The organism is Boseongicola sp. (genome assembly GCF_057460485.1).
Genome location: NZ_JBVCWP010000268.1, coordinates 1 through 5215, shown reverse-complemented (window position 1 = coordinate 5215; position 5215 = coordinate 1). Strand labels below are relative to the sequence as shown.

Sequence of the window (5215 nt, the reverse complement as noted above, 5' to 3'; positions counted from 1 at the left end):
TGTGGGACCAGTTCCGGGACCGCTTTTAGGACCACTTTCGTCAGGTTTGGGCTGTGGTTTGTCAGGTCTGGTGGGTCGTTGGGGGTTGCGCCGGGTGATGCTGCGGCTGAGATTACTCAGCATGGACCAGAAAATGCCTCTCAAGCTCCCCCGCTACGTGTTCCGCCGGGCCAACGGCTCTTTCCGCTATAAAAGGAATGTTCCCAACACCAGGTGCCGCAAGCATCAGCAAGGGCGATCGCAGTAATGTGCCTGGCGATCAGTCGACTGGGAGAAGATGCCCCGCGCCATCAGCTGATGGGCCATGCGGAAACGCTGCTGAAGGAGGAGATTTAGAGAAGGTGGGGGTGCGATCGAAAAAGGTGAGCCTGTGGATATCTCGTAATTAACACTACAAAAACCGCCCAAAAACTGCCCCTATCCGTAGATTCTCATAAATAGCACTACAACGACATCCGTTGACCCGCGCAATCAATGCAGGAGCGCTAAGAGCACAATATCTGCTGGGTCAAAGCACCGCCACCTGCCGGTACGTAGCGCCACGCAATGTGTGCGGTCCATTTGACTTCAGGTGTTTGCGAGCCGCGTTCATCAGTGCTGCATCGGTCAGATGCTCGCGTAGCGCCTCCAGATCCATGGCCTCTCGATCAATATCTTCGATTTCCCAGGACATTCTGATCGCTTCTGCACCCGCCGGGTGACCGGATTGTGTCGGGTAGGTGCTGCCGAGAACTTCTCCTGTAGTGTTGTCGACCAAGAAAGACTCGCCATCTCGGTTCCAGTCGCTGCCTGACTGTGATGGCGGATAGGTCTCGCGAGCTTTTTCGCCAAGAACCTCAAGAACTTTTTCTTGTGCAACCTTCGTGTCGTTCTCCATATTTTTGAAGAAGCCTTCAACGTGCTTCACCAACTCTCTCAACGGCTTTGTATCGCTGAGCCGAGTCGATCGGCATAACGACGCGTGCTCATTTAGCTGTTCGGCAAACCTTTTAGCTTTTGCCACCTCATCATTCGCATGCAGAGCGGCAGGTATTCGGTCCCGCGCAGCCATGAGATCTTCGTGCCTTTTCACCAAACTCTCGTTAGAGTCTTTGATCGTTTGAACAACTGCGTCGAAGTCTATCGCGAAGACGTTGTTTCTACCTGCCATCTCAGGGTTTTTCTCTCTCTTTTTGTTGATCTACGAACAACTAAGCCAGTTCTCGGCTTTAAGGCTGCATGAACACCATGCCCAGCGTCAGGCAAAGCTCGATCGCCAAATCCGAATAGACGGCCTGACCACCAGACGTCATTCGCGGTGGTGCCGCCCACAAAGCGAGCGCGTCATCGCCGATCCAGACCGTCAGATCACCGCGTCGCCGCAGGCTTTCATCGTACTGGGCCAACTAGAGGCGAAGGCTGGGGAAAAGAGCTGCGTGGGTATATCTAACGTAAGATAAACTATACTCGCGCATAATTTATGCTCATGATTGACGCGCATAATCTGAAAGCGTACTCTTGCTTCAGGAGGCGCTCTTATGAATTCTCATACACGAAAGCCCACCAATCTGTCGATGGATGCTATTTTGCTTACAGAAGCAAAAGCATTGAAGATAAATCTGTCTCGCGCCGCAGAGGACGGGGTTCGTAGCGCAGTTGCTGCGGCCAAAGCAGAGCAATGGAAAGTTGAGAATGCTGCTGCAATTCGGAGTTCTAACTCATACGTCGAGAAGCATGGTTTGCCGCTCGATCGTTATCGTCAATTCTGATGCCTAAATATGACGTGTTTCCTAATCCGTCCGGAGACGGTTACCTTTTGGATGTCCAAACAGATCTGTTGAGTGATCTGAACACTCGGGTCGTCGTACCGTTGCTGCCAGCATCAAGCGCACCGAAGCCGGCAACAAGGCTCAACCCAATTTTTAACCTCGAAGGTCAGCCAGTCGTTATGGCAACGCAGTTTATGGCGGCGGTACCAAACGGCATTCTCAAGACCTCAGTTGGAAAGCTCGATGAAGAGTTTGAGAAGGTCACATCCGCGATCGACATGCTAATTCAGGGTTTTTAGGCGATTCAAATCAATACGACTGTCACTTACTTAACATAACCATCCTTGTGCGCTAAGTCAACAATACTGACCTATATAGTGTATTCCCGCAAATTCAGCACATCCCTGTCTGATAGCAGTCATTGATACATGGCTCGTGTGGGTCTAGTCAGCGGGACAAAAAATCAATTCCACGGTGAAAATCCCCAAGCCCTCCCATCAAATGAAAGGGCCAAAGTGGCCGACTTTTAAGCCGCCCGCGACAACACAATGCCGCCGCTACCGTGGCCGAGTATTGCTCCGCCGATTACATCGGATTTGGACGGCTAGATAAACTACCGTCAACACGACTGCGATTGTCCCAATGATGTTGGTAACGATCTGAACTGTTTCGATCATTCGCTTTCCTTCCCTTGAATATTCGAAAGGTTAGACGCACCGACAATCTAAAGATAGATTCGGCTACGATTGGCCGATTTGGAAAACCAGTCACAACTGTCACATGCACTTGAAGTGCGTTTCACTAAGATCAGGTCTTTTGCTTCTGACCCTCAAATTGAACGACCGTTTTGTCCCGCACACGGACGTTTCAGCCAGCAAAAATGCTGCATAATGCACGAAAGTCCGGTTCGACGGGCCGCACCGCAGCATGACGGAAGGCAGTTCAATGTCCGCAAAGGGCCGTTCATGTTGGTCGGGGCGAGATCGTTTGGCAGGATCGCTGCGATGCGGCTAACGGCAGCAAGGAGCCCGAAGCAAACGCTCGATGGGCCCCTGGGCGCAGCGATGCGGCGAATGACGTCTCTGGGCCCTGACTTACCCTCTTCGGACTGATCCTCCGCTGCGAGCGCATTCGTCCGGTGTCAGCCCAATTTCAGCGCAGTGCTTTCCTTCCTGAAGCAGGCAATGAAAGCCTGTTCTCTCGTCAGCCCGGCTACCTTCATGCTTCCCAGCCGGATTCTCGAACTTCGCAAAAATGGCAGCGATCGTATCCATTTTAACTATTCTCGACTTGCGTCCGTCAAAATGACAATGATCGTTGCCATTTTGGCGTGACCGCCCTATTCAGCATTCATATGGCAACGATCGCACGCATTTTGGGAGCTTCGATATGATCGGCACTGCTGTCACTGACCCAGCATCTCTTGGGAGAGCCATTCGTCAAGTTCGTCAAGCATCGAAGATTACACAAGAAGATCTTTCGCTTCAGACTGGCATATCCCGAACTACGATCCGTGCAATTGAACACGGTAAGGAGACGGCTCATGTCGGCCTTGTCCTTCAGTTGTGCAGGGATCTGGGCATGACAGTTATCATTGGCGCGCCGACCAAGGAAAGCCGATCATGACCACGCTGGATGTGTACCTAGAGGGTGCGGACGAACCAATCGGCAAACTGAAATCAGAGCCAAACGAAGAAATATCCTTCTCCTACACGACTTCCGATCTGCCGCACCCCATATCGGTCTCCCTTCAAGTAAGGGAAGAGCCATTTGGTGATGTTGCTACCAGGGGCTTCTTCTCGAATCTCCTTTTCGAGAATGAGATGCGCAACCAAGTAATGGAAAAGCACGCGATCTCCGCAGGTGACATCGTTGGGCTGCTTTACCACCTAGGGACCGATTGCCCGGGCTCAATAAGCTGCGTTCCGGAGGGCGCCGGTCCGGTCAAACGCCCCGGCTTATTGGCCGTAGATTACGAGCTAATGGACGGCTCACCGCAAGTTCCCGAGGCCCTGTCTGATGCCGAAGGGCCGCTCGCAGTGTCGGAAGAGCTCGCTCGTTTCATGACATCACTGCGCGATAATCGCCGGCTGCCGCCGCAGTCTGAGGACCCCTCGCCGCTGGCTGGAGTGCAAGGGAAGATCGCCATGACCCGTTTACATGATGGCCGACTGGCGCTCCCCAAGAAGGGGAGCGGCGCACCGACCACGCATATCCTGAAGGTTCCACAGGCGAACCAAATGCACTCAGTCCGGCAGGAACAGCACGCAACCCGCCTGATGGCTCGCATCCAGAAGCATAAGACCGCGCAGACGTGTGTCATCGGCGAGGGTGATCTCCAAGGCCTGTTGGTCGAGCGATTTGACCGGCGCACCGAGGACGGGAAAGTCTACCGTATCCACCAGGAGGACTTCTGCCAGGCACTCGGGTTGGGGAACACCTTGAAGTACGAGAGAAAAGGAGAGCCTGGCAGGATATTCGATGCCCACGCCGTCGGTCGCCTAATGAATGCGACCGCACAACCAGGAAAGGCGCGGATCGCGTTCTTCGAGATCACACTGGCGAACATGCTGCTTGGAAACTCGGACAATCACGCGAAAAACCACGCCCTGCTCTACACCGGCCAAAGACCCATATTGGCCCCAGCATATGACATCGATCCTGTTATGCTCGACTACAGTGTAACGCACGAGATGTCCTTCCGCATTGGTAGCGCCCGTATGGTGGACGATGTCAAAAAGGAAGATCTCGACCTATTTCTAAAAGCAATCGGTGCCAAAGGGCTGGTGCGCCCGCTTGCGCGGCGCTGCGCCGAAATGATCGAAACATCCATTGCACTAGCCGCGGAGCTCCCGCGCCCCGCCGCAAAGCAACTATCTGATGTGATCTTGCAGCAAGCCTATCATCTCTCAGCCAATGCAGGTTTCGGGATCGATGTGCCAGAATTTGACAATGTGCCTGTGAATCGGCCCGGAGCGTCGGACTAAAACACTACGCAGTCGGGAAAACCTGGGCTCAGGCCCCAATGCGATTTGACGGATCAGCTGGATACGGGCACCTCGCAAACCTACAAAATGAGTGATCTGTTTCGGCTCACAGAAGTGCAGATGGAGCACCTGCGTCCGTTCTCTCCAAAGAGCCGCGGTCGTCCAAGCTGGGGGCGGGTCATCCGCTACCCGCGCATAGCCGTCGTACGGCAGGGCACAAACAGCACTTGCAACGAACGGCAGGAAGGTCCGCGTTGCGGTCATTTGGCCCAAGAACATGCTGCACGATGCACGAATGGCCGGTCTGGCGAAGCTGCGGCGCAGCATCAGATCGACCGACGAGCGGCAGCTAATATCAAGTGCAGAAATCACTGACCTGTCTGTGCCCAATCTCTCATCCCGATTGATGTAATGGTTTGTGGCTGATTGATGAGATTGCTCCATGCCTCGCAAGCTGCATCGACGATGGCATCGTAGGTT

General features: G+C 53.7%; 5 protein-coding genes and 1 pseudogene. 4 read left to right on the top strand and 2 right to left on the bottom strand.

What is annotated here, in order from left to right; genetic code table 11:
• Positions 1-508: 508 nt before the first annotated feature.
• Both AC221Y_RS19980 and AC221Y_RS19975 read right to left on the bottom strand, forming a co-directional pair.
• Positions 509-1150, bottom strand: coding sequence for a hypothetical protein (locus AC221Y_RS19980; RefSeq protein WP_486708159.1), 642 nt, complete (start codon positions 1148-1150; stop codon positions 509-511).
• Positions 1151-1220: 70 nt separating this feature from the next.
• A pseudogene (locus AC221Y_RS19975) lies at positions 1221-1385 on the bottom strand (transposase); the annotation flags it as partial.
• Between the two features lie 132 nt (positions 1386-1517).
• Here AC221Y_RS19975 and AC221Y_RS19970 point away from each other — a divergent pair.
• The 4 genes from AC221Y_RS19970 to AC221Y_RS19955 all read left to right on the top strand — a co-directional run bounded on the left by AC221Y_RS19970 (position 1518) and on the right by AC221Y_RS19955 (position 4735).
• On the top strand, positions 1518-1748 hold the full coding sequence (locus AC221Y_RS19970; RefSeq protein WP_299756106.1) for a type II toxin-antitoxin system CcdA family antitoxin: 231 nt from the start codon (positions 1518-1520) through the stop codon (positions 1746-1748).
• Positions 1748-2047: a CcdB family protein gene (locus AC221Y_RS19965; RefSeq protein WP_486708158.1), complete on the top strand. Its 300-nt coding sequence runs from the start codon at positions 1748-1750 to the stop codon at positions 2045-2047. Before AC221Y_RS19970 ends, AC221Y_RS19965 begins: the two co-directional genes overlap by 1 nt.
• Before the next feature lie 1090 nt (positions 2048-3137).
• On the top strand, positions 3138-3374 hold the full coding sequence (locus AC221Y_RS19960; protein WP_366141742.1) for a helix-turn-helix transcriptional regulator: 237 nt from the start codon (positions 3138-3140) through the stop codon (positions 3372-3374).
• Positions 3371-4735, top strand: coding sequence for a HipA domain-containing protein (locus AC221Y_RS19955; RefSeq protein WP_486708157.1), 1365 nt, complete (start codon positions 3371-3373; stop codon positions 4733-4735). Before AC221Y_RS19960 ends, AC221Y_RS19955 begins: the two co-directional genes overlap by 4 nt.
• Positions 4736-5215: the final 480 nt, after the last annotated feature.